This is a genomic window from Paracoccus actinidiae (genome assembly GCF_030863885.1).
Lineage (GTDB): Bacteria > Pseudomonadota > Alphaproteobacteria > Rhodobacterales > Rhodobacteraceae > Paracoccus > Paracoccus everestensis.
Genome location: NZ_CP132956.1, coordinates 1,305,244 through 1,329,782, shown reverse-complemented (window position 1 = coordinate 1,329,782; position 24,539 = coordinate 1,305,244). Strand labels below are relative to the sequence as shown.

The window sequence follows — 24,539 nt, the reverse complement described above, 5'->3', positions numbered from 1 at the left end:
GACCGCAGGCTATCAGCAGCCTTTTCTGCCGGAAAGAGAGGGCAGGATGATCTATCACGTCACCGACTGGGACGACGCCTATGCCAATGGCGCGCATATTCCGCAGGCCGACGGGTTCGTGCCCCGCTGGCAGAACGCCGCAGCAGCCTTCCGGCAGGCCCATCCCCCGCAGCCGCTGGGCCGGGGGCATCTGTTCCGCCCGGCAGGAACAGCACCGGGATTGATGGTTTTTGTGCATGGCGGCTATTGGATGCGCTTCGATCCCGGCCTGTGGTCGCATCTGGCGGCGGGCGCCCTAGCGCGTGGCTGGGCGGTCGCCATGCCCGGCTATACGCTGGCCCCGCAGGCGCGAATCGCGCAGATGACGCGCGAAGTCGCGGCAGCGGTGGCCGAGGCTGCGGGGCTGGTGGACGGCCCCATCGCGCTGACAGGCCATTCGGCGGGCGGGCACCTTGCGGCGCGGATGATCTGCGACGACGCCACATTGCCCGAGGCGGTTGCCGCACGGGTGACGGCCTGCGTGCCCATCTCTGCGCTGACCGACCTGCGCCCGCTGATGCGCACGGACATGAACGCCACCCTGCGGCTGGACTCTGCCGAGGCTGCGACGGAAAGCCCGGCCCTGCTGGCGCCGCGCGCGGGCATTCCCGTCACCGCCTGGGTCGGCGGGATGGAACGGCCCGAGTTCATCCGCCAATCGCGCCTGCTGGCCAATATCTGGGCGGGGCTGGGGGCCGCGACGGACTGCGTGACCGATCCCGGCCTGCACCATTTCGACGTGATCGAGCGACTGGAACAGCCAGACAGCCCCCTGCTGGACAGGCTGCTGGTCAGCCGGTGAAATCCGCCAGCGTCGCGCCCGTGACCGCCAGCAGCACCCTCGGGCTGATGGCGAAGACATGGCGCGGCGTTCCTGCCGCCGCCCAGACCCGGTCGAAATCCAGCAGACGGGGATCGAAGAAGGCCGTCACCGGCTTCAAATGCCCGACCGGGGCCACGCCGCCGATCGCAAAGCCGGTCTCGTCGCGGATCAGCGCGGCGTCGGCCTTGCCCAGGGGTTGACCCGCGACCGCCGCTGCCCTTGCAGGATCGACGCGGTTGCCGCCTGCGGTCAGGAACAGGACGGCATGGCCCGTCGCCTCGCCCCGGAAGATGATCGACTTGGCGATCTGGTCCAGGTTGCAGCCTGCCGCCTGGGCGGCGTCCCGGGCGGTTCGGGTGGTCCCGGGCATCTCCAGGATCTCGGCATCCACCCCTGCTGCGTCCAAGGCCGCGCGGACCCGTGCCAGGCTCTTGCTCATCCATCCCCCCTGCCATGCGTCTTGCGCTTTGGCGCCAGTCGTGTTGTTGCACGGGCAATCATCACCGGAGGCCGCCATGAACGTCTATACCCTGCTGGTCGAGGTGGGCCGGACCGCGAAAGACGGCCTGCCCGACGGATCGACCGGGGCCGCGCTGATCTGCTATGCCGCCGGCCATGACGAGGCCGAGGCGGTGCGCGAGACCGTAGCGATCCTGAAGCAGGCCGACCTTTCGCCGCTGGACGTGACGGGCTATGGCAGCCTGGACGAACGCCTGGCCGAGGGCCACGAGATCGACGACGATGAACGCGCCTTGATGCAGCGCGCCCTGGATGAAAATTCCGTCATCATTGCGCAGATGCAGCCCTTCTTCAAAGGCGAAGGCGCATCGGACGAGGGCGAGACGCTGCACTGACGGGCGCGCCAACCCTATTCAACCGAAAGTGTCTTCGCTAGACTGCCCCTAACAATAATAGCAGCAGTTACGGACAGGCGATCCCATGACATTTTCCCGCATCTTCCTGACCACCGCCCTGGTGGGTGCCCTGTCATCTTGCGCGGGGCCGATGAACCGGGCGCCCGGCGGCATGACCGGCGCCAGCCCGGTCACGCCCGCGCCGATCCCCGCGGCATCGGCAGGCGACGAGGCAGGGTTGCAGAACTTCGTCCAGTCGTTCCGGTCGCGCGCGGTCGCCTCGGGCGTGTCGCCCGCGACCTATGACCGCGCCATGCGGATCGCGCGCTACAATCCCGAAGTGATCCGCCTTGACCGCAAACAGGCCGAGTTTTCGCGCCCTGTCTGGCTGTATCTGGACAGTGCCGTGTCGGACGTGCGCATCACCACCGGCCGCCAGAAGGCCGCGCAACTGTCTGGCACCCTGTCCCAGATCGAGGCCCGCTACGGCGTGCCGCGCGAAATCGTGCTGGCGGTCTGGGGAATGGAATCGAACTTCGGCGCCAATCGCGGCAAGATGCAGATCATCCCGTCGCTGGCGACGCTGGCCTATGACGGACGGCGCGGCGAGATGTTCCAGAACCAGCTGATCGCCGCGCTGCGCATCCTGCAGGCAGGCGACACTGATCCCGAACATATGCTGGGCAGTTGGGCCGGGGCCATGGGCCACACGCAGTTCATGCCCACGTCCTATCTGGATTATGCCGTCGATTTCACCGGCGACGGCCGCCGCGACATCTGGTCGGACGATCCGACCGACTCGCTGGCATCCACCGCGAACTACTTGCGCCGCAACGGCTGGGTGCCGGGCCAGGCCTGGGGGGCCGAGGTGCAACTGCCCCAAGGCTTCAACATGGGGCTGGTCGGCAAGGGCACGCGCCGGTCGGACTGGGCCGCGCAGGGCGTGCGCCGCATGGGCGGCGGCGCGCTGCCGGGCGGGAACGGGTCGATCATCATGCCGGCGGGGGCAAACGGCCCGGCCTTCCTGATCCTCGACAACTTCCGGTCGATCCTGCGCTATAACAACTCGGACAACTATGCGGTTGGCGTGGCCTTCCTGGGCGAACGCATCGCGGGACGGGCAGGCATCCAGGGGTCCTGGCCGCGCAACGACCGCGCGCTGTCCACCGGCGAGCGGCAGGAAATCCAGCAGCGCCTTCGCGCCAAGGGGTTCTATCAGGGCGAGATCGACGGGCTGTTCGGATCGGCCACCATGGAATCGGTCGCGGCCTATCAGCGGTCTATCGGGGTCACGCCGGACGGCTATCCGACCTCGATCCTGCTGGGCCAGTTGCGGCGGTAGGCAAGGAGGGGCGTCCGAAAGGGCGCCCCCTATGCCTTGGGCGCATTGAAGCCTGACGTCTCGGCGACAGTCCATCAGGGATTTTCGATTTTGAGGGGGTCTTTGACGAGCGTATAATCTTCCTGTCGCCTCGGAAGGCCTTTGAGTCGAGGCGTCATGGCTTTTCCTGCTGTTGTTCAAAGGAGATATGGAAATGGCTCTCGCGAAAATGGCCGTTGCTGTTCTCTCGGTCGGCCTGCTTTCGTCCGGCGCCGCATTGGCGGAAGAACAGACACTCCGGTTCAAGCTTGTCATCACCACCACAAGTGACGCGACCATGGATCTTCCAAGCATCACGGACCAGTCGCTTGTGGCCAGCGAGGCGGTCGGCGTCGCGTTTTTCGAGGACGGGCGCGTGGCCTTCAAGCGGTTCGCTCTTGCTACCATCCGCGGCAAGGAAGACGGCAACTGGATGGGCCTCAGCACCTATACGTTCGAGAACGGCGACGCGCTCAACCTGCAATTCTCCGGCAGTTGGTCCCCCGAGGGATCGCAGGTCGAATATACGTTGCTGTCCGGTGCAGGCGCTTTCGAAGGTGCGACGGGAACCGGGGAACTCACCGGGATCAACACGTCATGGACGGATGCGCTTCTCTTTGACGGCAGCTTCACTCTGCAGGTTCCAGGGAACTGAGAACGGCTGTCCCAGACCAAGGTCACCGCCAATCCCGTTGCTTCTTCGCTGTGGAAGCAATTGGCAAGGCGCAGCTGTGTGGACACTGGGGCCGCTCGGAAAGATCGTGGCAATGATCCAGCGGAATGGGAAAGTCCGCTTGGAAGCTTTTGCCTTGCACAAGGCCTACCGCAGCCATTCCGGAAACGCCCCAAGCACCTCCTCATAGACTCCGCGCTTGAAGGGCACGATGTTTTCCAGCAGCGCCGCCGCAGGCATCCACCGCCATTCCTGGAATTCGGGGTGATCCGTGTCGATGCGGATGTCGGCGTCCTGGCCCAGGAACCGCATCAGCACCCATTTCTGGCGCTGACCGCCATAGCGGCCCTTCCAGACCTTGCCCAGCAATTCGGGCGGCAGGTCGTAATAGACCCAGCCCGGGGTTTCGGCCAGGACCTGCACCTTGTCCGGGGAAACGCCGGTTTCCTCGACCAGTTCGCGCAGGGCGGCCTGGCGGGGATCCTCGCCCTCGTCTATGCCGCCCTGGGGCATCTGCCAGGCACCTTGGGTGTCGATCCGCTGGCCTGCGAAGACCAGGCCTTCAGCGTTGATCAGCACCACGCCTGCGCAGGGCCGGTAAGGCAGTCCGCCCGGCCCCGTCCGTTCCGCATCAGCCATTCGTCTTGGCGGCCCCGGTCCCCTCGGTCCCCGACCCTTCGCCCGTCACGGCGGGGGTGGCGGCGGCAGGCACCTGACCCGCCTGGAAATCGACCGCAGCCAGACCCTTGAGGATATCGACCGCATAGGCCAATTGGTAATCCTCCTCGCGCAGCTTGGCGGTAGCCTCGACCTCGGCGGCTTCGTCCTCGATCTGCTGCTTTTCGTCGTCGCTGACCGAATCGTTGTTCAGCGCGCCGCGCAGGTCAGCCTCGGACCGGCCGAAGTTCGATTGCGTGCGGGGACCTTCCTCCTCGTCCTCGGGCGTGGCAGGGGGCGTGGGCTGGGCCACCAGGATGTCGGGCTGGATGCCCAGCGACTGGATCGACCGGCCCGACGGCGTGTAATAGCGCGCGGTGGTCAGCCGGATGGCGCTTTCGGCCGTGACCGGCATGACCGTCTGGACCGACCCCTTGCCGAAGGTCTTTTCGCCCACGACGATGGCGCGGCGGTGATCCTGCAAGGCGCCCGCGACGATTTCGGACGCGCTGGCCGATCCGCCATTGGTCAGCACGACCATCGGCTTGCCTTGGGCCAGATCGCCCGCTTCGGCGTTCCAGCGTTCGCTTTCCTCGGGGTTGCGGCCCCGGGTGCTGACGATTTCGCCGGCATCCAGGAAGGCGTCGGACACGCTGATCGCCTGGTTCAGCAGGCCGCCGGGGTTGTTGCGCAAGTCCAGTACGAAGCCCGTCACCTTGTCGATGCCGCCGGCCTCGGCCACGGCCTTGTCCAGTTCGGATTTCAGCGTGTCATAGGTTTCATCGTTGAAGGTGGACACGCGAAGGACGACCGATTTCCCCTCGATCCGGGTTTTCACCACGGTCAGCTTGATCGTGTCCCGCGTCATGGTCAGATCGAACGGCTCGGTTTCGCCTTCTCGCAGAATCGTGACGGTGATTTCCGACCCGATGGGACCGCGCATCATGTCCACCGCGTCATCCAGCGTCAGGCCCATCAGCGATTCGCCGTTCACATGGGTGATGAAATCGCCGGTCTTGACGCCAGCCTGGGCGGCGGGCGTGTCGTCGATGGGGGATACGACCTTGACCAGGCCTTCTTCCTGGCTGACCTCGATCCCTAACCCGCCGAAGCTGCCGCGGGTCTGGGTCTGCATATCCTCGTAATCGTTGGCGGACAGGAACGAGGAATGCGGATCCAGGGATGTCAGCATTCCGTTGATCGCGGCCTCGATCAGTTCCTTGTCGTCGGGCGCCTCGACATAATCGGCGCGGACGCGTTCGAAGACGTTCCCGAACAGTTCAAGCTGTTCATAGATCGAGGCATTGCTGCCGGTTTCCTGCGCCACCAGCGGCCCGGCGATCTGGGTGGTCAGAAGCGCACCGGCCAGAACACCGCCCACGCCTGCGATCAGATAATGTTTCATGACGGCCTTTCCTGCCTTCAATCCTGTTCAGGCTCCACGACGGGATTCAGCACGAACCATTCCGCCGGGTCCAGAGTTTCCTGTCCCTTGCGCACTTCCAGATACAGGGATTCGGTCCGTCCCCCATTGCCGCCGATGGCGGCATCGGTCACGAACTGCGCGCCGAATTCCTGCGCCGACGCCTCGGTCCCGCCCATCAGGCCGATCGGATCGCCCGCTTGCAGCACGTCGCCAACTTCTCCGAACACCTGCGACATCCCCGCGAAGACCAGAAGATAACCGCGCGCGGGCTCTAGGATCATCACATTGCCGTAATCCAGCAGCGGACCGCGATACCGAATGGTGGCGGACCAGGGCGTGGTGACCAGTGCCGCGGGGGGCGTGGCGATCACCCAGCCGGGCCGTTCGACGCCCGCCGCGTCGGGTTGGTCGTAAAGACGCAGGATGGTGCCCACCACCGGCAGGGGCAGGGCGCCGCGCGCGCCCTCGAAATCCTCCAGCGGGGGGCCGACGTCCATCTGGATACTGGCAACCCCGGTGGCGAATTCGTCCAGCGACTGCGCCGCATCGCGCAGCTTTTGCATTTCCGCAGGCGCGTCGGCGTATCGGATGGGCAGGCTGGACCTGTCGGTGACGGCGCTTGCCAGCAACCGGCGCGCTTCCTGGACCGAGGCAAGCCCCGCACCCAGCATCTGCGCGGCGCCCGCCTGCAAGTCACGCACCGTGGCGATTTCCTCCAGGTCGTCCTGCAGCCGTTCCGCCTCGGCCCGCAGGCCGGGGGTGACATCGGCCAGGACCATGCCCGACCGCGCCGTGGCAAGCGCACCCGCCGGATGCAGCAGCATGGTGGTTTCCGGCGCTTGCTGCAGCGCCGTCATGGCGCCCAGGACCGAAGCCAGCCGGCCACGCTGCGATTCGAAGCGGGCGCGCAGCTCGGCTTCGCGGGCACTGGCCTGGCGCAACCCGTCGCGCAGGGCAGACAGGCCCTGTTCGTAACCCCGGATCACCTCGGTCAAGGCGACGACCTGGTCATCGGCGGACACCGCATCGGCCAGCTTGGCCACGGCGGCGCGCAACTGGGCGGCGGCATCCTGCGCCTCGGCCACGGCGGCGGTGACCGATGGTTGAACGTCCTGCGCCGACAGGGGCGCGGCGATCAGGGCGGCAAGCGCCAGGGGCAGAAAGAACTTCATGCGGTCACGATCAGGCTGGTGCCGGTCATCTCGGCGGGCTTGTTCACGCCCATCAGCTGCAACACCGTGGGGGCCAGGTCGGCCAGCCTGCCGTTGCGCAGATGCGCGCCAGGGGGACCGCCATAGACGATCACCGGCACCGGGTTGGTGGTATGGGCTGTATGCGGCCCCCCTGTCACGGGGTCGATGGTGGTTTCGCAATTGCCGTGATCGGCACAGATCACCGCCGCGCCGCCTGCGCGGTCCAGGGCCGCCAGCATCCTGCCCAAGCCGCGGTCCACAGCTTCGCAGGCTAGGATGGCGGCGGGCAGGTTGCCGGTATGGCCCACCATGTCGGGATTGGCGAAGTTCACCACGACCAGGTCATAGCCTGCGCCGATCACCTCGACCAGTTTATCGGCAACCTCCTCCGCGGCCATTTCGGGGGCCAGGTCATAGGTCGCGACCTTGGGGCTGGCGGGCATGAATCGATCCTCGCCCGGTTCGGGCGATTCCTTGCCGCCGTTCAGGAAAAAGGTGACATGGGGGTATTTCTCGGTTTCCGCCAGGCGGAACTGGCGCAGACCATGGCTTGCGACCCAGGCGCCCAGCGTGTTGACCACCTGGCGCTTGGGATAGGCGGCGGTCATGTATTCGTCATGCCGGGTGCTGTAATCGACCATGCCCAGCAGCGCGGCCCATGCGGGGCGGTCATTGTTGTCGAATTCGGTGAACGTCGGATCTGCAAGCGCCGTCAGGATTTCCCGTGCCCGGTCGGCCCGGAAGTTGAGGCAGAAGAACCCGTCCCCATCCATCGCGCCGTTGTACCCGTCGATGACGAAGGGAGGGATGAATTCATCGGTTTCCCCGCGCCCGTAAGCCACAGTGACGGCCAGATCGGCAGACAGCGCGGGTTCTCCCTGCCCGGCGACGATTGCCCGATAGGCGCGCTCGATCCGTTCCCAGCGATTGTCGCGATCCATCGCATAATATCGCCCGATCACGGTGCCGATCCGCGCGCCTTCGGGCAGGCTGCCCTGCAATTCGGTGATGAAACCCATGGCCGATTGCGGCGGCACGTCGCGCCCATCCGTGATGGCGTGCAGCACAACGGGCACGCCCGCCGCCGCAATGGCGCGAATGGCGGCCTGGACATGAACAACATGGCCATGCACGCCGCCGTCGGACACGATGCCCATCAGATGCGCCGTCCCACCCGTCGCCCGCAGCCGTTCGACAAAGCGGATCAGACTGTCGTTGCCCACAAAGCTGCCATCCTCGATCGCCAGGTCGATCTGGCCCAGATCCATGGCAACAACCCGGCCCGCGCCGATATTGGTGTGGCCCACTTCGGAATTGCCCATCTGTCCGCGCGGCAGGCCCACGTCGGGACCAAAGGTCGTCAGTGTCGCATGGGGGCAGGTGCGCATCAGCCGGTCGAAATTCGGCGTCGCCGCCTGGTCCGGCGCGCTTTGTTCGGGCCGGTCGGATATGCCCCACCCGTCAAGAATGCACAGGACCACAGGTTTCGTCATATCGCCCCTCGGATGATTTGCGCCTTGTTACGCGGGCGCGGCGGTTGCGGCAACCGAAAGGCCGGGGGCCAGCCCCCGGACCCCCGGGATATTTACGCCAAAGTGAAGCAAAGCCGATTCATCTTGGCCCAAATATCCGCCAGGGTGAATTGGCCGCAGGCCAAGAGGGGGCGGCAGCCCCCCACCGGTCGCCACGTTCATTCGCGATGATAAGGCGATCCGGCCAGGATCGTCGCGGCACGGTACAACTGTTCGGCCAGCATCACCCGCACCAGCATATGCGGCCAGACCATGCGGCCCAGGCTGATCTGCCAATCGGCGCGCGCGCGCAACATGGGATCCAGCCCATCCGCGCCGCCGATCACGAAGCAGAGATCTTTGGCTTGGTCGCGCCAGTCCGCCAGACGACGTGCGAATTCCGGCGATGTCGCCTGCTCGCCCCTTTCATCCATCATCACCAGGGCAGCGCCCTGCGGGATGACGCGCGCCAGCAACTCGGCCTCGGTCACCATCCCGCCGCCGCGCTTGTCTTCCACCTCGTGGATGGCGATAGGCGGCAGGCCAAGGCTGCGGCCGGTCCTGGCGAAACGGTCGAGGTAGTCCGCAACCATCGCCGCTTCGGGGCCTTTGCGCAGCCGGCCGACGGCGGCGATGTCGATCCGCATGGCGTCCTGCCCGGCCTAATGCGCGGGGCGGGCCTGATCACGCACCCGGACAAGCGCGTCCGAAGGCATCCACAACTTTTCAAGTTGATAGAATTCCCGAACTTCGGGGCGGAAGACATGGACAATGACATCATCGGTGTCGATCAGCACCCAGTCGCCGGTATCCTTGCCCTCGATCCGGGGGGTGCGGCCGGTCGCCTGCTTCATGCGGTCGGCCAGCTTTTCGGCGATGGCGCCCACCTGGCGCGCGCTGCGGCCCGATGCGATCACCATGTGATCCGCCATGGCCGACCGTCCGCGCAGGTCGATCGTCACGATGTCCTCGGCCTTGTCGTCGTCAAGCGAGGACAGGATGCGGGCAAGGATCTGGTCGCTGGTCAGATCCTGCGGCGCGGGGGTCGCAGCCGGCCCCGTGGCCGGCGAGACGTCTTGTGACAGGGTTCAATCCTCCGGTCAGCGCGCCGATCGCCCCCGGCGCAGGGGATGGATCAAAGATAGCAACTTTTCAGGCCATCTCAATGTTCCCGGCCCGATTCCGTATTGTCGGGCGGCGGATCGTCCATCTGGACCCGCAAGGACGGATTGACAAGCCGCACCTCGCGCTGCGGAAAGGGCAGCGTGATGCCCTGTTCCTTGAACGCGTCCCACAAGGCCAGGTAAACCTGCCCGCGCACGTTGGTCAGCCCCTTTGCGGCATCGTCGATCCAGAAACGCAGGACATAATCCACGGCATTGTCGCCAAATCCCGTCACCCAGCAGACCGCCTGCCGGTCGGACAGCACGCGCGGCACGGTCTTGACGGCGGCAATGGCCGTGGCGCTGACCCTGTGCGGGTCGTCGCCGTAGGATGCGCCGAATCGCAGATCCAGGCGCACGAAGCTGTTGGTATGGGACCAGTTCACGACCTGGCCCGTCACCAGATCCTCGTTCGGGATCAGGTATTCCTTGCCGTCGCGCGTCACCACGCTGACATAGCGGGCGCCAAGCTCCTCGATCCAGCCGAAGGTGTCGCCCAGGCTGATCACGTCGCCGGGCTTGATGGACTTGTCCAGCAGGATGATCACCCCAGACACCAGGTTCGAGACGACCTTCTGCAGCCCGAAGCCCAGGCCAACGCCCACCGCGCCGGAAAAGACCGCAAGGCCGGTCAGGTCAAAGCCCACGGCCTTCAGCCCGACCACGACGGCCAGGCTGAACAGAACCACCTGCAACAGCTTGGCCGTCAGCACCCGCATCGTGGGCGAGATGTCTTCGTTCCGCGCCAGCCTGCCGGTGATCAGCCGCGACAAGGCGCGCGCGCCGCCGATCAGCAGGCCGGTCACTACAAGGGCCTTCAGGACCGTCAGGGCCGACAGGCGCAAGTCGCCAATGGTGATGGCAAGGCTGTCCAGGAAATCGCCCGCAGGCTTGGTCAGGCCCAGCAGGAACAGCGTCACCCAGATCCAGCCTGCCCAACTGACAATGCGGCGCAGGAAGCGGTTGGCGATCAGCCGTGCCACGAAGAAGATCCCCAGCCAAGACAGGGCGATAGATGCCGCAAGCGCGATCAGCGCGCTGCGCGAAGGCCAGGTGATCTCTCGCATGACGATGACCACGGTCCAGGCCAGCAGCGCGAAGATCATCAGGCCCATCCGTCGCCCGATCAGCACGCCCAGCCGCAGCCGCCATTTCGGCCAGTCGCTGCGATCATGCAGCCAGGCGTTCCAGAAGCGCAGCGCGATCCGGCCCAAGAGCCAGGACAGCAGGATCAGCCCGGCAATAGCGGCCAGCTGGTACAAGCGGGCGGGCAGGATCATGATCTCGAGGAACAGGGAAATGCGCGACCATAATCCCTGGGCGGCATCCACGATGTCTGGACCGACCGGCTCCATAGCCCCCCTCGCCTGCGACAATATTGCGTCAACGCCGAAAGACGCATAAAAGATCGGCCATGTCCGGGTTCATCTATTTCGACATCCATGACCGCGCGCGCCTGCCTTCGCGGTTCTTCGGCGAAACGCGCGGCGTGACGGCGCGACTGTGACGGGCTGCGGTCCTGCCGCAGCCGACCTGTCCGCCATGATCACATCACAGCCGAAAGCCAAGCAGCCATGACCTTTGATCCCCAATCCGCCGCCCCGCGGACGCTTTACGACAAGATCTGGGATGCCCATGTCGTTGACCGTCAGGATGACGGCACCTGCCTTTTGTATATCGACAGGCATCTGGTCCACGAAGTGACCAGCCCGCAGGCCTTTGAAGGGCTGCGCATGACCGGCCGCGCCGTCCGCGCGCCTGAACGCACCATCGCCGTGCCCGATCACAACGTGCCGACCACCTGGGACCGCGAACAAGGCATCGACAACGAGGAGTCGCGCATCCAGGTCGATGCGCTTGACCGCAACGCCCGCGAATTCGGCGTGGTCTATTATCCGGTCAACGACATCCGCCAAGGGATCGTCCATATCGTCGGCCCCGAACAGGGCTGGACCCTGCCCGGCATGACGGTCGTCTGCGGCGACAGCCATACCGCCACGCATGGGGCGTTCGGCGCCCTGGCCCACGGCATCGGCACGTCCGAGGTGGAACACGTCTTGGCCACCCAGACGCTGATCCAGAAGAAATCCCGGAACATGAAGGTCGAGGTGACGGGCCGCCTGGCACACGGCGTTACCGCCAAGGACGTGGTTCTGGCGATCATCGGCCATACCGGCACGGCGGGCGGCACCGGCCATGTGATCGAATACTGTGGCGAGGCGATCCGCAGCCTGTCCATGGAAGGCCGCATGACCATCTGCAACATGGCGATCGAAGGCGGCGCCCGCGCGGGCCTGATCGCGCCCGACCAGACGACCTTCGATTACGTCAAGGGCCGCCCCCATGCGCCCAAGGGCGCGCAATGGGAGGCTGCGGTCAACTGGTGGAAGACGCTTTACAGCGACGACGACGCGCATTGGGACAAGGTCGTCACCCTGCGGGGCGAGGATATCGCCCCCACCGTGACCTGGGGCACGTCCCCTGAAGATGCGCTGCCCATTACCGCGACCGTTCCCGATCCTTCGGATTTCACCGGCGGCAAGGTCGAGGCCGCCCGGCGGTCCCTGGACTATATGGACCTGACCCCCGGCACTCGGCTGACCGATATCGCCATCGACGCGGTTTTCATCGGTTCCTGCACCAACGGCCGGATCGAGGATCTGCGCGCCGCGGCCGAGGTTCTGCGCGGCCGCAGGCTGGCGGCCGGGGTGCGCGGCATGGTTGTTCCCGGGTCGGGCCTTGTGCGCGCCCAGGCCGAGGAAGAAGGGCTGGACGTGATCTTCAAGGAGGCGGGTTTCGAATGGCGCCTTGCGGGCTGTTCGATGTGCCTGGGCATGAATCCCGACCAGTTGGCCCCCGGCGAACGCTGCGCGGCCACCAGCAACCGCAACTTCGAGGGCCGGCAAGGATACAAGGGCCGCACGCACCTGATGTCGCCCGCCATGGCGGCGGCGGCGGGGGTGGCCGGGCATCTGGTCGATATACGGGAGCTTGCGCGGGAAGCGGCCTGAGATGGCCCGCCCCTGCGCACCCCTGCGTCGGCCGTCCCCCTCAGCCTGGCCACGCGGCCTGGCTGCGCCGGGCGGGTCTGCGCCTGCGCCACAGCAGCCAGGCTGCATTGACCGCAATCAGCACCAGCCCGGCGTTCTCGAACAGGAAGTTGTTCGTCACACCGAAGTTCCGGGTGCCGATCAGGCGGTCGAAATGGTGAAAGCTCAAGGCCCGGATCACCACGTAACACAGCACAAAGGTCAGTCCGGTCGCGGCCAGCAGGTTCTGGCGAAGTCTGCCCCACAGGCTGAGCGTCAGGCCCAAAAGCAAGGCAAGCGCGCAACCTCCGACCAGGCCGATGAACAGCGCCTGCATCAGGCGTCGTTGCGCGTACCATCCTTGCGCACGGGCAAGGCACTTACCGGTGGCGGTGACAGCCGATTGCAGATCCAGTTGCTTGTTGACGGCCAGCGCTACCAGCAGCAGCGACAGGACCGCCCAGAACAGGCGCCCCCGCTGACCCTTGAGCCGTCGCCACACGGCCAGGGCCAGCATCGCGCACAATGCATAGGCCAGGACCGTCAGCCATCCCGTCACCCCCGGATCGCCGATCTGCGGCGACCACCGTTGCATCACGCAGGCCTGCAACTCGCTTCCAGTCACGTCAACATACCCCTTGCCCGATCGCGACCAGACTAGACCGGCCCGGGGCAAAGCAGAAGCCAAGAGGACCCATGGACAAGTTCACCACCCTGACCGGCATCGCGGCGCCCATGCCGCTGGTCAACATCGACACCGACATGATCATCCCCAAGCAGTTCCTGAAGACCATCAAGCGGTCGGGGCTGGGGATCAATCTGTTCGACGAAATGCGCTATGATCGCGACGGCAACGAACTGCCGGATTTCATCCTGAACCAGCCGGCCTATCGCCAGACGCAAATCCTGGTGGCCGGCGACAATTTCGGCTGCGGATCGTCGCGCGAACACGCGCCTTGGGCGTTGCTGGATTTCGGCATCCGTTGCGTGATCTCGACCAGCTTCGCCGACATCTTCTTCAACAACTGCTTCAAGAACGGCATCCTGCCCGTGGTGCTGCCCCAGGACGCCGTCGATACGCTGATGGAGGATGCCCGCAAGGGCGCCAACGCCCGCATCACAGTGGATCTGGAAAACCAGACCGTCACGACATCCGATGGGGTTTCCTTTGCCTTCGAGATCGACCCCTTCCGCAAGCATTGCCTGCTGAACGGATTGGACGACATCGGGCTGACCATGGAAAAGGCTCCGCGCATCGACAGCTACGAGACGCAGATGGCCCAAGCCCGGCCCTGGGTCTGACGGCATGAAAAAGCCCCGCCATGCGTTATGGCGGGGCAAGGGGGTTCCACCTTGGCGGCAGCCGGGGGAACCAGGCGAACCGTGAAGCCTCAGTTGGGGCGGGAAACCTCGCCTTCCATCTCGGCCCGGATCTGCTGGCGCAGGATGTCGATGGGGATCATCCGGCCTTCGCGCCGATAATGCCAATAGGTCCATCCGTTGCAGGAAGGGGCGCCCTCAAGGGCGGCGCCGACCTGGTGGATCGACCCCTTCACGTCATTGCCGATCAGCGACCCGTCGGCGCGGACCTTGGCCTTGTGACGGCTGTTCATGGAATACAGTTCCTCGCCCGGGCGCAGCATCCCGCGTTCGATCACCTGGCCAAAGGGAACGCGCGGCTCGGCACGCTTGGCGCGGGTGGTGGCAAGCGCCTCGGCATCCAGGCGGCGGATGCGCGAGATGCGCCTTTCCGCAACGGTGCGATAGGCTTCCTCGCGCTCGATCCCGATGAAATCGCGGCCCAGCATCTTGGCGACCGCGCCGGTCGTGCCGGTGCCGAAGAAGGGATCCAGAACCACGTCGCCGGGATTGGTCGTGCCGATGATGACGCGGTGCAGCAGCGATTCCGGCTTTTGCGTCGGATGGGCCTTGTCGCCTGCCGCGTCCTTCAGCCGTTCACCGCCATTGCAGATGGGCAGCACCCAGTCGGACCGCATCTGCGTGCCTTCGTTCAGCGACTTCAGCGCCTCGTAGTTGAAGGTGTATTTCGAGGCTTCGGATTTCGCGGCCCAGATCAGCGTTTCATGGGCGTTGGTCAACCGCTTGCCGCGAAAGTTCGGCATCGGGTTCGACTTGCGCCAGATCACGTCGTTCATGATCCAGAAGCCCTGGTTCTGGATCTCGGCCCCCACGCGGAAGATGTTGTGATAGCTGCCGATGACCCAGATCGCGCCGTTCGGCTTCAGCACACGGCGCGCGGCAGCCAGCCAGTCGCGCGTGAAGGCGTCATAGACGGCAAAGCTGGAAAACTGGTCCCAGTGATCGTCCACCGCATCGACCTTGGAATTGTCGGGCCGGTGCAGGTCGCCGCGCAATTGCAGGTTATAGGGCGGATCAGCAAAGATCAGGTCCACGCTGGCTTCGGGAAGCGCGTTCATCACCTCGATGCAATCGCCCGCCAGAATCTGGTTCAGGGGAAGTGGCCGCGCGGCTGCCATGCGCTGATCCTTGGTCTTTATCATCTCTGCCTCGGGGGTCGCTGCCGGCTTTTTGCCGGTCTGCTGTCCCGTTAACATGATTCAGACGCGAATCGGCGTCAATTTCTTTTTTGAATCAAGGGTTTGCCACCAGGGCTTTACACAAGATGTTGTGGACGGGTTCGAACGAATGCCTATGATAAGGGGTAACGCCCAAATCTAGCAGTGCCCGTTTATGCGCAGGGGTTGCATAGCCCGCATTGGCCTCCCAGCCGTATCCGGGATGTTGTTGCGCCAAATCCACCATAAGCCGGTCGCGCGCCACCTTGGCCAGGATGGAGGCCGCAGCGATGGTCACGCAGCGGGCGTCCCCCGCGACGATGGCCTGCCCTGGGCAGGACAGGTCGCGCGGGACGCGGTTGCCATCGACCAGCGCCAGGCAGGGCGCGGTTTTCAGCCCTGCGACGGCCTTGCACATTGCCAGATGGGCCGCGTGATAGATGTTGAGACGGTCGATCTCCTCGACCCCGACATGGACGATGCAGTGGTCGCAATGGTCCGCCAGCCATGCGGCCAGGGCCTCGCGCCGTCTGGCGGTCAGCTTCTTGGAATCGTTCAGCCCCTCGGGGATGTTGCCTGGGTCCAGCACCACGGCGGCAGCCGTGACAGGCCCGGCCAGGGGGCCGCGCCCGACCTCGTCCACGCCGGCGATGCGGCGGGCGCCACGGGACAGGGCGGCCAGTTCGGTGCTGAAGTCGGGCAGAATCATGGGGTGATGGTTACAGGGGCGATGGTTACTTCTTCAAGGTTCACGCCGTCCCCCTCGCGATCCACGACCAGGAAATCGGCCGGCTTGTCCAGTGGCGTCAGAACTCCATGCCAGACCCCGGCCCGCAGGTTCACGCCGGTTCCCGCAGGCACCAGGAAGGCGCGCGGCATCCCCGGCTTGCCGCCATCGTCCGGCGCCACGACCGACATCCAGGCATCCGGCCCCAGCGGCATGAAGGCCTGGCTGCCCAAGGGGTGACGTTCCAGCAGGGTGCAATCATAAGGCAGGCTGACGGCATCGGACCGAAAGATCGAGATGATCGCCTCGCCCCCAGCCCGCTCCACGGTGGCAAGCGCGTGGTGGCGTTCGCAGCGGCCGGCGTTGATCATGCGGTCGGGCGTGGCGCGCGGGGCCAGGACGTCGCCAAAAGGGGCGAAGGCATCGGCGGTGATGGGTTCCAAGTGGATCGTGGTCATGGGTGTCCTCCTGCCCTTGTGCCTTAGCCTGCCGCGGCCAGCCCGTCGAGGATCCGCGCCATGATCGCGCGGCGGGTGGCAGGCTTGCGGAGCAACGCAGCCTCGGCGCGCGCCGCAGTCGCCATGGCCTTGCATTCATTGGGATTTGCCCGCGCCCAAGCCAGTTTTTCGGCGATGTCGATGCCATAGCGTTCCAGCGGGATATAGTGTTTCCACGGCTGGAAGCGGTTGGAATAGAACACTTCCCATTCGTCCTCCTCCTTCAACAGGACGGATTGCCCATCGATGGCCCCGATGAAGTTCGATCCGTGATCATAGCCTGTCAAGCACAGCTGATAGCGGAAGCGGCGGAAGAAGGCGCGGTCCCGGCGCGGGGTGCAGAAAGGCGCCAGCAGCGGATCGCTTGCAAACTGGCGAAAGCCCCAGGCCATGACCACGCCCAGGTCGAAATCGGGATGCCCGAACCATCGCCGCACAAAGGCCAGCCGGGACGTGCCGCACAGCCGGTCCCAGGCCGCCCGGCGTTTGTCGGGATCGTCCCCGGCCTCGGCAAGCTGGCGCAAGGCGAGGTGGGACGCCGGGCCGGGCTTGACGCTGTCGCGCATCTCGCTGCCGGAAATCATGCCCCGCCAGACAATCTGGTCCAGCTTGTCCTCCCACGGGATCGGGTCCGGGGCGACGTCAGGGTCAAAGCCCGGCAAGCCGATGCTGTGCTGGTCGGGCAGCGGCCACAGCACGGCATTCCGCGCGCCTTGGCGGCGATTGTGGCACAAGGTGGGGGCCGACAGCGGCTCGCCCTGCGGGGATCCGAACCACCGCGAATCCTCCATGTCGATGCGCAGCGGCATGGGGCGGTTCAGGCGCAAGGCATCGTTGATAACGCCCTCAACCCGGATGATCTTGAAGTGGCGGCCCAAGGCCGACAGGGCGATGCCCTCCCGGACCCTGATGCGCCGCCGCGCACCATGCCGGTCGGCCACGATACCGCCCCCGTCCCAAATGGAAAAATATTCGGAAAGCCCGGCGTCCTGGCCCGTTCCAGGTCCGACGCCGCGCAGGCAAAATGCCGCCACCTCCTCGACATAGGCGGGATCCACCGGTTCCGGCCGGGGCTTGGCCAGCAACCGTTCCATATCGGGCAGGGTTTTCGCGGCGGGAAACCACCCTTCTTGCGATCCCGGATCAGACATCGGCAGGATCGGATCCAGCCTGGTCGCCAGATCGGCATGCGTATCACGGTCCAAGTCCATACGGATCAGGCGGGGATCGCCACCGAAGAACGCATCGACCGCGGCCAGGTGGGCGTGCCAGTCAGCCTCCCACAGGTCGGGCAGGTCGGCTGGGTCGCAGCCCCGGTGAAGGGCATGGCAGCGTGCAGCGACGCCCCTGTCGCGGGTCAGCCGGTCGAGGATCCAATCCTCGGGCGGGCGGGTGGTCAGGATGAAACGCGCCTGGGGAAAGCGGCCGGCCAGCCAGCCGAACTGCCGCCATGCCTCCAGCGGCGGGCGCCAATGCGGGCTGTCGCGGTACAGGCCGGAAAACAGCACCGCGCCCTGCCACGGCGTCAACGGGTCGCCGTTGGTTGCGCGGGCGAACAGGATATCCTCGGCCAGTTGCCCCGTGTCGTGGCAAACCGCCCGATGCCCGTTGCGGCGGAACAACCGGGCCAGTCGCGCCTCCGCACAGCCGTCGGGGCTGATATGGAAGAACAGCGGTCCCGGGGTCATGACGGCTTCATCCGCCGATCAGCCGCCCCGGCCGCGGCAGGAAGATCGTCAGAATCCCCAGGATCGGCAGGAACGAACACAGCAAGAACACCGTCTCGATCCCCCGCGCGTCGGCCAGCACGCCTAGGGCGGCGGCGGCAATGCCGCCCATGCCGAAGCTGAAGCCGAAGAACAGCCCTGCAATGGTCCCGGTGCGGCCCGGCACCAGTTCCTGCGCAAAGACCACGATGGCCGGAAAGGCCGACGCCAGGATCAGCCCGATGATGACGGCCAGAACCCCTGTCGCGGCCAGCCCGACATGGGGCAGCAGCAGCGTAAAGGGCAGAACGCCCAGGATGGAAAACCAGATGACCCGCAGCGGCCCGATCCGGTCGCCGACGATGCCGCCCAGGATCACGCCCCCGGCCATGCCGCCCAGGAACAGGAACAGCATGATCTGCGCGCCCTGCGTGCCAAGGCCGAATTTCTCGATGGTGTAGAAGGTGAAATAGCTGCTTATCGAGGCGGTGTAGATGTTTTTGGTAAAGGTCAGCACCGCCAGCACGGCGATGGAGCGGATCACCAGGTTCCGGGGGTATCGCAACGCCGTGTCGGGCCGCGCGGTGGCGGCGCGGCGGCGGCCCTCGGCCCAGGAGCCGACGTGCCACAGCAAGGCCCCGCCCAAGGCTGCGGCCACCGCGAACCAGGCCACCGCCGGACGGCCCAGCGGCACGACGATAAAGGCGGCCAGCAGGGGGCCAAGCGACTGCCCGAAATTCCCGCCCATCTGGAACAGCGACTGCGCCGTCCCGAAGCGCCCGCCCGAGGCCATGCGCGCCACGCGCGAGCTTTCGGGATGAAACACCGCCGACCCGACCCCGATCAGCATCGCCCCCGCCAGCAGCATTGTGTAATGATGCGCGAAAGCCAGCAGCAGCACCCCGCAAAAGGTCGAGGCCATGCCGAAAGGCAAGGATCGCGGCTGCGGATGCTTGTCCGTCGCCATTCCGATCAGCGGCTGCAACAGCGATGCCGTCACCTGAAAGGCGAATGTCATCACCCCGATCTGCGCATAGGTCAGCGAGAATTCGACCTGAAGCAGCGGATAGATCGCCGCCAGCATCGACTGCATCACGTCGTTGATCATGTGGCACAGGCTGATTGCGGTCAGGATGCCCCAGGCCGTGCCGGTTGCGGCCATCGGGCCGGATGTCGGGATGTCGGCGCGCATCGTTCCCCCACGCTTACCTGCATATGATGCAATAGCAGCCGCGGGGACAGGTGCAAGCGGGCTTTGGCCGAAGCCCGCCCACTGACGATTTGGACAGCTTCCCTTGGCGCCGCATGGACCCGACATTGGGATGGTATGTGTTTCGAGTTAATAAAGTTGTAAAATGGCAAAGATTCCCGGCAACCTCGTCCGGTCGCTGCGCGCATCGGGCGCGGCGGGCGGCGGACGGCGCATGAATACCTGGCAATCCGTCCGCGCGGATGTTCTGGACAGGATACGCTCGCGGGAATGGCCGCCGGGCGAGTTGATCCCGACCGAACAGGAGCTGGCCCACAGCATGGGTTGCGCGCGGGCCACGGTGAACCGGGCCTTGCGGGAACTGGCCGACAGCGGCATCATCGAACGCCGCCGCAAGGTCGGCACGCGCGTCGCCGCGACCTCGGCCCGGCGGACGGTCCTGGACATGCCCGCCGTGCGCACCGAGATCGAAGGCATGGGGGCGGCTTATTCCTATGTCCTGGCCAGCTTCACGACCCAACGCCCGACCGAGGCTGCGGCCCGCGCCTTGCAGGTGCCCGCCTCCCAGGAACTGGTGCTGGTCAAGGCCACCTATACCGCCGACGGCCACCCGCATTGCTGCGAGGCGATCTGGCTGAATCCCGCCATCCTGCCGCCGCTGACACGCCAGGACGTGGAACAGCAATCCGCGCATGAATGGCTGGCCAGCCAGGTTGCCCTGACGCATGGGCGGTTCTCGATCCTGGCGGATGCTGCCAGGGGCGATTGCGCCCATCACCTGAACATCCCCGAAGGCACGGCGGTGCTGACCATCGAACGCACGAACTGGTCCGATACGACGCCCGTATCTTTTGCCCGCCAATTCTATCCTCCCCAGCACCGGCTGGTGTCCGAGGATTAGAACCCTCCGATCAGGGCCGGAAACAGCGCCAAGGCCGCGACGACCAGAAGGTCCAGGAAAAGGAACCGGCCCAGGCCCCCAAAGACGGCGCGGGCCGGGATATCGCGGGCCGCCGTGGCGACAACCACTGCATTCAGGCCCAAGGGCGGCAGGATCAGCGCGATCTCGACCAGCTTGACCAGAAGGATGCCGGACCAGACCGGCTCCTGGCCATAGGCGGTGCCGATGGCCAAGGCAAAGGGCAGGGTCAGGACCAGGATCGCCACCGGTTCGGCCAACAGACCCAGTGCGGCGCAGGCCAGGCCCAGCAACAGGATCGTCGCCAGGCGCGGCAGGGCGGCGGTACCTTGGGCCAGCATCGCGGGCAGGCCGGTCATGTCCAGAAACGTCAGGAACAGGCGTGCGGCGACCAGCACCAACAGGATCATCGCCGCCTGCGCCAGGCTGCCGCGAAGGGCTGACCAAAGCGTTTCAAGCGTCAGGCGATGCTGGAGAATGGCAACGGCCAGTGTCAGGGCCACGCAAGTCGCCAGGGCCACCACCAGCGACATGGCCCTCGACCAGATGCCACCAAGGATGATCCCGAACACCACCGGCGCGGGCCAGATCGCCCGCAGCGCCGCCCCGCGCGGCGGCAGCAGGGCTTGCGACGGGGGCGCGGCCTGGGGATCGTGCCGGGTCCACCACGAAAGCACGGCAATCATCCCTGCCAGGGACAGGGCCGCAGGCAGCAGCGCCGCCAGGAACACCGCCGCAACCGGCGTGCCTGACAGCAGCGCCCACAGGATCAGCAGCATCGACGGCGCCAGCAGCGCCCCCAGCGTGCTGCCCATTGCAACCGAGGCCCCGGCCAGCCGCGGATCATAGCCCGCACGCAGCATCTCGGGGACGGCAATGCGCGACATGGTGGCGGCGCAAGCCACCGATGACCCGCAGGTCGCGGCAAAGCCCGCGCAGCCCAGGATCGCGGCGCCGGCAAGCCCGCCGCGCCTGTTCTGCAACAGCACCGCCGCCGCATCATGGACCCGCGTTGCAAAGCCTGCATAGAAGGCCAGGTTGCCCAGCAACAGGACCAGCGGCACCGCCAGCAAGTCCGGCGCCCGCAGCAGCGCGTCCACCTGGCGCCAGGCCTGGTCCCCCGCCCCGACAAGCGCCAGCCCTGTCCCGCCCGCCAGCATCAGCGCCAGCGCCACGGGCATCCGCAGGGCCAGCAGGGCAATGGCTGCGGCAATGGCGGCAAACCCGGTCATGCCCATGGTCGAACTGTCCTGCCCGCCGGTCCGTGCTGTGTCACCGTTTCCCCGGATCCGTTGCCGCAACGGCAGGCTAGTGCGAGGTCGCGGCAAACTCAAACTGGAATTGACCGAAATGTGACTGGCGGTCTATCTGGCAAATCCGCGCAAGACACTGAATGCTGCGCCCACCCCGACGGAGAATTTGATGTCGCGATTCACCCCCCGGATTCCCCTTGGCCGAATCCCGCTTGCCTTGGTCATCGCCGCACTGATGGCCCTGCCTGTGGCGGCCCAGACGGATCTGCCCTTCACGGCAGCCGAGATCGAGGCGGCGGCCTATGACGGCGGTGACCTGCCTTCGGGACGGTCGGCGCTGACGACCAAGGTCCAGGTGCTGCTGGACCGGTCGGGGATCTCGCCCGGCGTCATCGACGGCTTCAAGGGCGGCATGAGCCAGAGCGCGATCATGGCCTTCGAACGCCGGTCGGGCCTGCCCATCGACGGGGTGATGGACCCGCATGTCTGGAACCTGCTGCAATCCTTCGCAGCCCAGCCCGCAACCCAGGATTACACGATCACGGCCGAGGACGCGCAGGGCCTGGTCGATGCAATCCCCACCGACTATGCCGAAAAGGCGCAGATGACCGCCATGGCCCATACCAGTGTCGCCGAACGCCTGGGCGAGCGGTTCCATATGGATGAAAAGTTCATTGCCTTTCTGAATCCCGGCACGGATCTGGTGGCGGGGGCCACGATCAAGGTGGTCGATACCGGCAGCCGGATGCGCGGCAGCGTCGCGCGGATCCTGGTCGATGTGAACACGCGGCGGGTGGCGGGATTCGATGCGAATGGCAAGCTGCTGGTCGATTACCCGGCAACGATCGGATCGTCGGCCACGCCCTCGCCTTCTGGCGAGCACCGCGTGAAAACGGTCGCGCTGAATCCGAACTATACCTATAATCCGCAAAAGAACTTTCAGCAGGGCGACAATGACAAGCCCCTGGTGGTTCCGCCGGGGCCGAACGGTCCGGTTGGCACGGTCTGGATCGGGCTGTCCAAGCCGACCTATGGGATCCACGGCACGCCCACGCCCTCGACCCTGTTTCGCAACCAGTCCATGGGATGCGTCCGCCTGACCAACTGGGACGCCGAGGAACTGGCCCGCATGGTTGCGGCCGAAACCACGACGGTTCAATTCCTGCCCCAGGGCATGACCATTGCCGATGCCACGGGGGCGGCTGCCACCCCGGCGACGGAGCCTGCGGCACCGGTCGAGGCAGTGGCCGAACCCGCCCAGACAACCCCGGCCGCGCCGCTGGATTACGCCGATCCGCTGGCCGCCAAGCGCACCCCGTCCGAGCCGGTTTATGAAAACACCTCGGAGGAAGACACCGAGGCGTTGGCCCCTGCCGGGGATCCGCTGACCGATGCGCTGACGGGCGCCCTGCCCGACGGGTTCGTGACTGCGCCCGTGGACGAACAACCGTGACCCGGTGGGGCGCAATCCTGTGCGCCCTGGCCTTGTGCCAGGCAGCGCCCGCCGCCGCGCAGGACCGCCCACCCGAACGCCCTGCGCCGGCACAGCCCCAGCCAGTCCCGAAGGCCCAGCCCGATCCGGGCGCCATTTTTGGCCCCCCTGCCCCGCCCCGCTGGTTCAGCCTGCGGGAAACGGACGAGGATCATGCCGCCTGCAAGCTGGCGCTGTCCTTCCTGGGCACGGTTTATACCGAGGAACCGTCGATCACCGACCCCGACGATTCCGATTGCGGCATCGTCCGCCCGGTCCGGGTCGAACGCATCCTGCCCGACCTGACGCTAGAGGGCGATGCGGTGATGCGCTGCGATACGGCCCGGGCGCTTGGCTTCTGGGCGCGCGACTTCCTGCGCCCGGCTGCGGCGATGCTGCCCGGCGCGCCTCGTGTCACGGGCCTACAGCTTGGCACGGCCTATGACTGTCGCCCGCGCGTAGGCACCGGGGCAGAGCAGCCAAAGCTGTCGGAACACGCGCTTGGCAATGCCATCGACATCTCGGGCTTTGTCTTTGACGGCGCGGACCCGCTGATCGTCCAGCCCCGCACCGACACCGGCGATCTGGCCGAGGCGTTCCAGCGAACTGCGCGCGCCGCCGGATGCCTGTTCTTCAGCACGGTGCTTGGTCCGGGATCCAATGATGCCCATGACGACCACCTGCATCTGGACGTGGCGGTCCGACGCGGAGGCTGGCGGCTGTGCCAGTGATCACCGCTGGGTGCGTTCCAGATCCAGATAGGCCGGATCGAACCGCGCCAACAGCGCCAAGCCCTTCCAATCGGTGATCGTGATGTCCGCGCCCAGCCAGCGGATCAACCCGCGATCGCGCAGGTCGCGGACGGCACGGTTCACATGGATAGGCGAATAGCCCAGGATATCGGCCAATTCGCGTTGCAGCAGCGGCAGGTGAAACTGGTGTTCCGACGCGACCCCCACGGCGTTCAACCGCGTGTAAATCTCGCACAGAAAGTGGGCAAGATGCGCACTGGACCGCAGCGATGCCGCCGCGACCAGCCATTGCCGGTGGATGGCGGAATCGATCACCGTCGTCATCCACAACAGCCGGGTCAGATGGGGAAAGTTCTGTGATATTTCAGTAAGTTCTTCGTGATTGACGAATTCGACCTCGGTCGGGCCTACCGCAATGATGGAATGGTCCAGTTTCGCCATCAGAAAGGCATGAAGGTCAACGAAATCCCCTGGAACGTGCAAGGCCGTGATGACGCGATCCTCGGGCCGCCCGACAAGAGGGTGGGACCGGGCCGACAATCCGCGCAGCATCATGCAACTGCGATTGGGACTGCTGCCAACGGGAACGATCACTTCGCCCGGGGCATAGCTGGCATGTTCGATCTTCAACGAACGCAAACGTTCCAGGTCTCTTGCGCTCAGCTGGTCGCGCCGTTGAAGATAGCGGACAAAATACTCGGTGATCGCCAATTCCGTTGCCCTTTTCGTTCTGCTGTGT

Annotated in this window: 25 protein-coding genes; 9 read left to right on the top strand and 16 right to left on the bottom strand. The window is 65.9% G+C overall.

What is annotated here, in order from left to right:
• Positions 1 to 46: 46 nt before the first annotated feature.
• Positions 47 to 841, top strand: a complete 795-nt coding sequence (locus Q5701_RS06680; protein ID WP_306754489.1) for a hormone-sensitive lipase — start codon at positions 47 to 49, stop codon at positions 839 to 841.
• Here the strand turns inward: Q5701_RS06680 and Q5701_RS06675 are convergent.
• On the bottom strand, positions 831 to 1,301 hold the full coding sequence (locus Q5701_RS06675; RefSeq protein WP_306754488.1) for a YbaK/EbsC family protein: 471 nt from the start codon (positions 1,299 to 1,301) through the stop codon (positions 831 to 833). The genes Q5701_RS06680 and Q5701_RS06675 overlap by 11 nt on opposite strands.
• A 76-nt stretch (positions 1,302 to 1,377) precedes the next feature.
• On the opposite strand from Q5701_RS06675, the gene Q5701_RS06670 reads away from it, so the two are divergent.
• From Q5701_RS06670 to Q5701_RS06660, 3 genes are all read left to right on the top strand, one after another.
• Positions 1,378 to 1,716: a DUF8846 family protein gene (locus Q5701_RS06670; protein ID WP_306754487.1), complete on the top strand. Its 339-nt coding sequence runs from the start codon at positions 1,378 to 1,380 to the stop codon at positions 1,714 to 1,716.
• A gap of 85 nt (positions 1,717 to 1,801) precedes the next feature.
• Positions 1,802 to 3,058: a lytic murein transglycosylase gene (locus Q5701_RS06665; RefSeq protein WP_306754486.1), complete on the top strand. Its 1,257-nt coding sequence runs from the start codon at positions 1,802 to 1,804 to the stop codon at positions 3,056 to 3,058.
• A 193-nt stretch (positions 3,059 to 3,251) separates the two neighbouring features.
• Positions 3,252 to 3,731 carry a hypothetical protein gene (locus Q5701_RS06660; RefSeq protein WP_306754485.1) on the top strand — a complete coding sequence of 160 codons (480 nt, stop codon included), beginning with the start codon at positions 3,252 to 3,254 and terminating at the stop codon, positions 3,729 to 3,731.
• 165 nt (positions 3,732 to 3,896) lie between these two features.
• On the opposite strand, the gene Q5701_RS06655 is transcribed toward Q5701_RS06660, so the two are convergent.
• The 7 genes from Q5701_RS06655 to Q5701_RS06625 all read right to left on the bottom strand — a co-directional run bounded on the left by Q5701_RS06655 (position 3,897) and on the right by Q5701_RS06625 (position 11,054).
• Positions 3,897 to 4,388, bottom strand: coding sequence for an RNA pyrophosphohydrolase (locus Q5701_RS06655; RefSeq protein ID WP_306754484.1), 492 nt, complete (start codon positions 4,386 to 4,388; stop codon positions 3,897 to 3,899).
• Entirely contained in the window at positions 4,381 to 5,811 is a 1,431-nt protein-coding gene (locus Q5701_RS06650; protein WP_306754483.1) for a S41 family peptidase, read from the bottom strand. Before Q5701_RS06650 ends, Q5701_RS06655 begins: the two co-directional genes overlap by 8 nt.
• A 17-nt stretch (positions 5,812 to 5,828) precedes the next feature.
• Positions 5,829 to 7,004 carry a murein hydrolase activator EnvC family protein gene (locus tag Q5701_RS06645; protein WP_306754482.1) on the bottom strand — a complete coding sequence of 392 codons (1,176 nt, stop codon included), beginning with the start codon at positions 7,002 to 7,004 and terminating at the stop codon, positions 5,829 to 5,831.
• Positions 7,001 to 8,518: a 2,3-bisphosphoglycerate-independent phosphoglycerate mutase gene (gene gpmI / locus Q5701_RS06640; protein ID WP_306754481.1), complete on the bottom strand. Its 1,518-nt coding sequence runs from the start codon at positions 8,516 to 8,518 to the stop codon at positions 7,001 to 7,003. Before gpmI ends, Q5701_RS06645 begins: the two co-directional genes overlap by 4 nt.
• Before the next feature lie 197 nt (positions 8,519 to 8,715).
• Positions 8,716 to 9,183 carry a 23S rRNA (pseudouridine(1915)-N(3))-methyltransferase RlmH gene (gene rlmH, locus Q5701_RS06635; protein ID WP_306754480.1) on the bottom strand — a complete coding sequence of 156 codons (468 nt, stop codon included), beginning with the start codon at positions 9,181 to 9,183 and terminating at the stop codon, positions 8,716 to 8,718.
• 15 nt (positions 9,184 to 9,198) lie between these two features.
• On the bottom strand, positions 9,199 to 9,564 hold the full coding sequence (rsfS, locus tag Q5701_RS06630) for a ribosome silencing factor (RefSeq protein WP_373568649.1): 366 nt from the start codon (positions 9,562 to 9,564) through the stop codon (positions 9,199 to 9,201).
• 134 nt (positions 9,565 to 9,698) lie between these two features.
• The gene (locus Q5701_RS06625) at positions 9,699 to 11,054 is read right to left on the bottom strand and encodes a mechanosensitive ion channel family protein (RefSeq protein WP_306754479.1); all 1,356 of its coding nucleotides are present in this window, start codon (positions 11,052 to 11,054) and stop codon (positions 9,699 to 9,701) included.
• Positions 11,055 to 11,273: 219 nt separating this feature from the next.
• Between Q5701_RS06625 and leuC the strand changes: the two genes are divergently transcribed.
• Positions 11,274 to 12,710, top strand: coding sequence for a 3-isopropylmalate dehydratase large subunit (gene leuC / locus Q5701_RS06620; RefSeq protein ID WP_306754478.1), 1,437 nt, complete (start codon positions 11,274 to 11,276; stop codon positions 12,708 to 12,710).
• 40 nt (positions 12,711 to 12,750) lie between these two features.
• On the opposite strand, the gene Q5701_RS06615 is transcribed toward leuC, so the two are convergent.
• Positions 12,751 to 13,323, bottom strand: coding sequence for a hypothetical protein (locus Q5701_RS06615; protein WP_306754477.1), 573 nt, complete (start codon positions 13,321 to 13,323; stop codon positions 12,751 to 12,753).
• A gap of 101 nt (positions 13,324 to 13,424) precedes the next feature.
• On the opposite strand from Q5701_RS06615, the gene leuD reads away from it, so the two are divergent.
• On the top strand, positions 13,425 to 14,030 hold the full coding sequence (gene leuD, locus Q5701_RS06610) for a 3-isopropylmalate dehydratase small subunit (protein ID WP_306754475.1): 606 nt from the start codon (positions 13,425 to 13,427) through the stop codon (positions 14,028 to 14,030).
• A gap of 89 nt (positions 14,031 to 14,119) precedes the next feature.
• Here leuD and Q5701_RS06605 read toward each other — a convergent pair whose 3' ends face one another.
• The 5 genes from Q5701_RS06605 to Q5701_RS06585 all read right to left on the bottom strand — a co-directional run bounded on the left by Q5701_RS06605 (position 14,120) and on the right by Q5701_RS06585 (position 19,387).
• Positions 14,120 to 15,226: a site-specific DNA-methyltransferase gene (locus tag Q5701_RS06605; RefSeq protein ID WP_234854839.1), complete on the bottom strand. Its 1,107-nt coding sequence runs from the start codon at positions 15,224 to 15,226 to the stop codon at positions 14,120 to 14,122.
• 115 nt (positions 15,227 to 15,341) lie between these two features.
• The gene (rnhB, locus tag Q5701_RS06600; RefSeq protein ID WP_306754474.1) at positions 15,342 to 15,974 is read right to left on the bottom strand and encodes a ribonuclease HII; all 633 of its coding nucleotides are present in this window, start codon (positions 15,972 to 15,974) and stop codon (positions 15,342 to 15,344) included.
• Entirely contained in the window at positions 15,971 to 16,450 is a 480-nt protein-coding gene (locus Q5701_RS06595) for an ureidoglycolate lyase (protein WP_306754473.1), read from the bottom strand. The genes rnhB and Q5701_RS06595 overlap by 4 nt, the downstream gene beginning before the upstream one ends.
• Positions 16,451 to 16,473: 23 nt before the next feature.
• A complete protein-coding gene (locus Q5701_RS06590; RefSeq protein WP_306754472.1) occupies positions 16,474 to 18,177 on the bottom strand; it encodes a glycosyl transferase family 90 in 1,704 nt (567 codons plus the stop codon).
• Between the two features lie 7 nt (positions 18,178 to 18,184).
• On the bottom strand, positions 18,185 to 19,387 hold the full coding sequence (locus Q5701_RS06585) for an MFS transporter (protein WP_306754471.1): 1,203 nt from the start codon (positions 19,385 to 19,387) through the stop codon (positions 18,185 to 18,187).
• Positions 19,388 to 19,550: 163 nt separating this feature from the next.
• On the opposite strand from Q5701_RS06585, the gene hutC reads away from it, so the two are divergent.
• Complete coding sequence (hutC, locus tag Q5701_RS06580) at positions 19,551 to 20,306, top strand: histidine utilization transcriptional repressor HutC (protein ID WP_234854834.1); 756 nt, start codon at positions 19,551 to 19,553, stop codon at positions 20,304 to 20,306.
• Here the strand turns inward: hutC and Q5701_RS06575 are convergent.
• A complete protein-coding gene (locus tag Q5701_RS06575) occupies positions 20,303 to 21,625 on the bottom strand; it encodes a TRAP transporter large permease subunit (protein WP_306754469.1) in 1,323 nt (440 codons plus the stop codon). The genes hutC and Q5701_RS06575 overlap by 4 nt on opposite strands.
• Before the next feature lie 121 nt (positions 21,626 to 21,746).
• Here Q5701_RS06575 and Q5701_RS06570 point away from each other — a divergent pair, with 121 nt between their 5' ends.
• Together Q5701_RS06570 and Q5701_RS06565 are read left to right on the top strand one after the other, a co-directional pair.
• A complete protein-coding gene (locus Q5701_RS06570; RefSeq protein WP_306754468.1) occupies positions 21,747 to 23,030 on the top strand; it encodes a L,D-transpeptidase family protein in 1,284 nt (427 codons plus the stop codon).
• Entirely contained in the window at positions 23,027 to 23,779 is a 753-nt protein-coding gene (locus Q5701_RS06565) for an extensin-like domain-containing protein (protein ID WP_306754466.1), read from the top strand. The genes Q5701_RS06570 and Q5701_RS06565 overlap by 4 nt, the downstream gene beginning before the upstream one ends.
• On the opposite strand, the gene Q5701_RS06560 is transcribed toward Q5701_RS06565, so the two are convergent.
• Positions 23,780 to 24,511, bottom strand: coding sequence for a Crp/Fnr family transcriptional regulator (locus Q5701_RS06560; protein WP_306754465.1), 732 nt, complete (start codon positions 24,509 to 24,511; stop codon positions 23,780 to 23,782).
• Between the last annotated feature and the right edge of the window lie 28 nt (positions 24,512 to 24,539).

What these genes read in the sequence shown, in the direction of transcription:
- Q5701_RS06585 (WP_306754471.1), bottom strand. Translation starts at nt 19,387, where the DNA reads ATGCGCGCCGACATCCCGACATCCGGCCCGATGGCCGCAACCGGCACG.
- rnhB (WP_306754474.1), bottom strand. Translation starts at nt 15,974, where the DNA reads ATGATTCTGCCCGACTTCAGCACCGAACTGGCCGCCCTGTCCCGTGGC.
- gpmI (WP_306754481.1), bottom strand. Translation starts at nt 8,518, where the DNA reads ATGACGAAACCTGTGGTCCTGTGCATTCTTGACGGGTGGGGCATATCC.
- Q5701_RS06645 (WP_306754482.1), bottom strand. Translation starts at nt 7,004, where the DNA reads ATGAAGTTCTTTCTGCCCCTGGCGCTTGCCGCCCTGATCGCCGCGCCC.
- hutC (WP_234854834.1), top strand. Translation starts at nt 19,551, where the DNA reads ATGGCAAAGATTCCCGGCAACCTCGTCCGGTCGCTGCGCGCATCGGGC.
- Q5701_RS06655 (WP_306754484.1), bottom strand. Translation starts at nt 4,388, where the DNA reads ATGGCTGATGCGGAACGGACGGGGCCGGGCGGACTGCCTTACCGGCCC.
- Q5701_RS06660 (WP_306754485.1), top strand. Translation starts at nt 3,252, where the DNA reads ATGGCTCTCGCGAAAATGGCCGTTGCTGTTCTCTCGGTCGGCCTGCTT.
- Q5701_RS06650 (WP_306754483.1), bottom strand. Translation starts at nt 5,811, where the DNA reads ATGAAACATTATCTGATCGCAGGCGTGGGCGGTGTTCTGGCCGGTGCG.
- leuD (WP_306754475.1), top strand. Translation starts at nt 13,425, where the DNA reads ATGGACAAGTTCACCACCCTGACCGGCATCGCGGCGCCCATGCCGCTG.
- Q5701_RS06675 (WP_306754488.1), bottom strand. Translation starts at nt 1,301, where the DNA reads ATGAGCAAGAGCCTGGCACGGGTCCGCGCGGCCTTGGACGCAGCAGGG.
- Q5701_RS06625 (WP_306754479.1), bottom strand. Translation starts at nt 11,054, where the DNA reads ATGGAGCCGGTCGGTCCAGACATCGTGGATGCCGCCCAGGGATTATGG.
- Q5701_RS06680 (WP_306754489.1), top strand. Translation starts at nt 47, where the DNA reads ATGATCTATCACGTCACCGACTGGGACGACGCCTATGCCAATGGCGCG.
- Q5701_RS06590 (WP_306754472.1), bottom strand. Translation starts at nt 18,177, where the DNA reads ATGACCCCGGGACCGCTGTTCTTCCATATCAGCCCCGACGGCTGTGCG.
- Q5701_RS06615 (WP_306754477.1), bottom strand. Translation starts at nt 13,323, where the DNA reads ATGCAACGGTGGTCGCCGCAGATCGGCGATCCGGGGGTGACGGGATGG.
- Q5701_RS06570 (WP_306754468.1), top strand. Translation starts at nt 21,747, where the DNA reads ATGTCGCGATTCACCCCCCGGATTCCCCTTGGCCGAATCCCGCTTGCC.
- Q5701_RS06665 (WP_306754486.1), top strand. Translation starts at nt 1,802, where the DNA reads ATGACATTTTCCCGCATCTTCCTGACCACCGCCCTGGTGGGTGCCCTG.
- leuC (WP_306754478.1), top strand. Translation starts at nt 11,274, where the DNA reads ATGACCTTTGATCCCCAATCCGCCGCCCCGCGGACGCTTTACGACAAG.
- Q5701_RS06595 (WP_306754473.1), bottom strand. Translation starts at nt 16,450, where the DNA reads ATGACCACGATCCACTTGGAACCCATCACCGCCGATGCCTTCGCCCCT.
- Q5701_RS06605 (WP_234854839.1), bottom strand. Translation starts at nt 15,226, where the DNA reads ATGGCAGCCGCGCGGCCACTTCCCCTGAACCAGATTCTGGCGGGCGAT.
- Q5701_RS06670 (WP_306754487.1), top strand. Translation starts at nt 1,378, where the DNA reads ATGAACGTCTATACCCTGCTGGTCGAGGTGGGCCGGACCGCGAAAGAC.
- rlmH (WP_306754480.1), bottom strand. Translation starts at nt 9,183, where the DNA reads ATGCGGATCGACATCGCCGCCGTCGGCCGGCTGCGCAAAGGCCCCGAA.